1 protein-coding gene is annotated in these 223 nt (G+C 43.9%); it reads right to left on the bottom strand.

What is annotated here, in order from left to right; genetic code table 11:
* Positions 1 to 212, bottom strand: a 212-nt coding sequence (locus C6N31_RS47565) for a protein DA1 (RefSeq protein ID WP_498063742.1), incomplete at its 3' end; no start/stop codon positions are given.
* Positions 213 to 223: the final 11 nt, after the last annotated feature.

Genomic DNA, 223 nt, shown 5'->3' with positions numbered 1-223 from the left:
GACGATGAAGAAGATGAAGCAGTCGAAGAAGAAGCAGAGTAGATCTCGGATTCCAACCACATATGGGCCAACACTTGACATATGCCTTCTTCAACTTTTGGGTCTAAATTGGGGAAAGCTTTAAGTCGAAGCCAGGCATGCATCATCTCATGAGCCAATATCGATCCAGTCAACAACCTAGGTAAGCCATACAAAATGAGTATAGCAGTCACTTCGCATCTAC

The organism is Streptomyces fildesensis, assembly GCF_016107395.1.
Classification (GTDB): Bacteria; Actinomycetota; Actinomycetes; order Streptomycetales; family Streptomycetaceae; genus Actinacidiphila; species Actinacidiphila fildesensis.
Note: the sequence above shows the minus strand (reverse complement) of the source record. Positions and strands in the feature narration are given on the sequence as shown.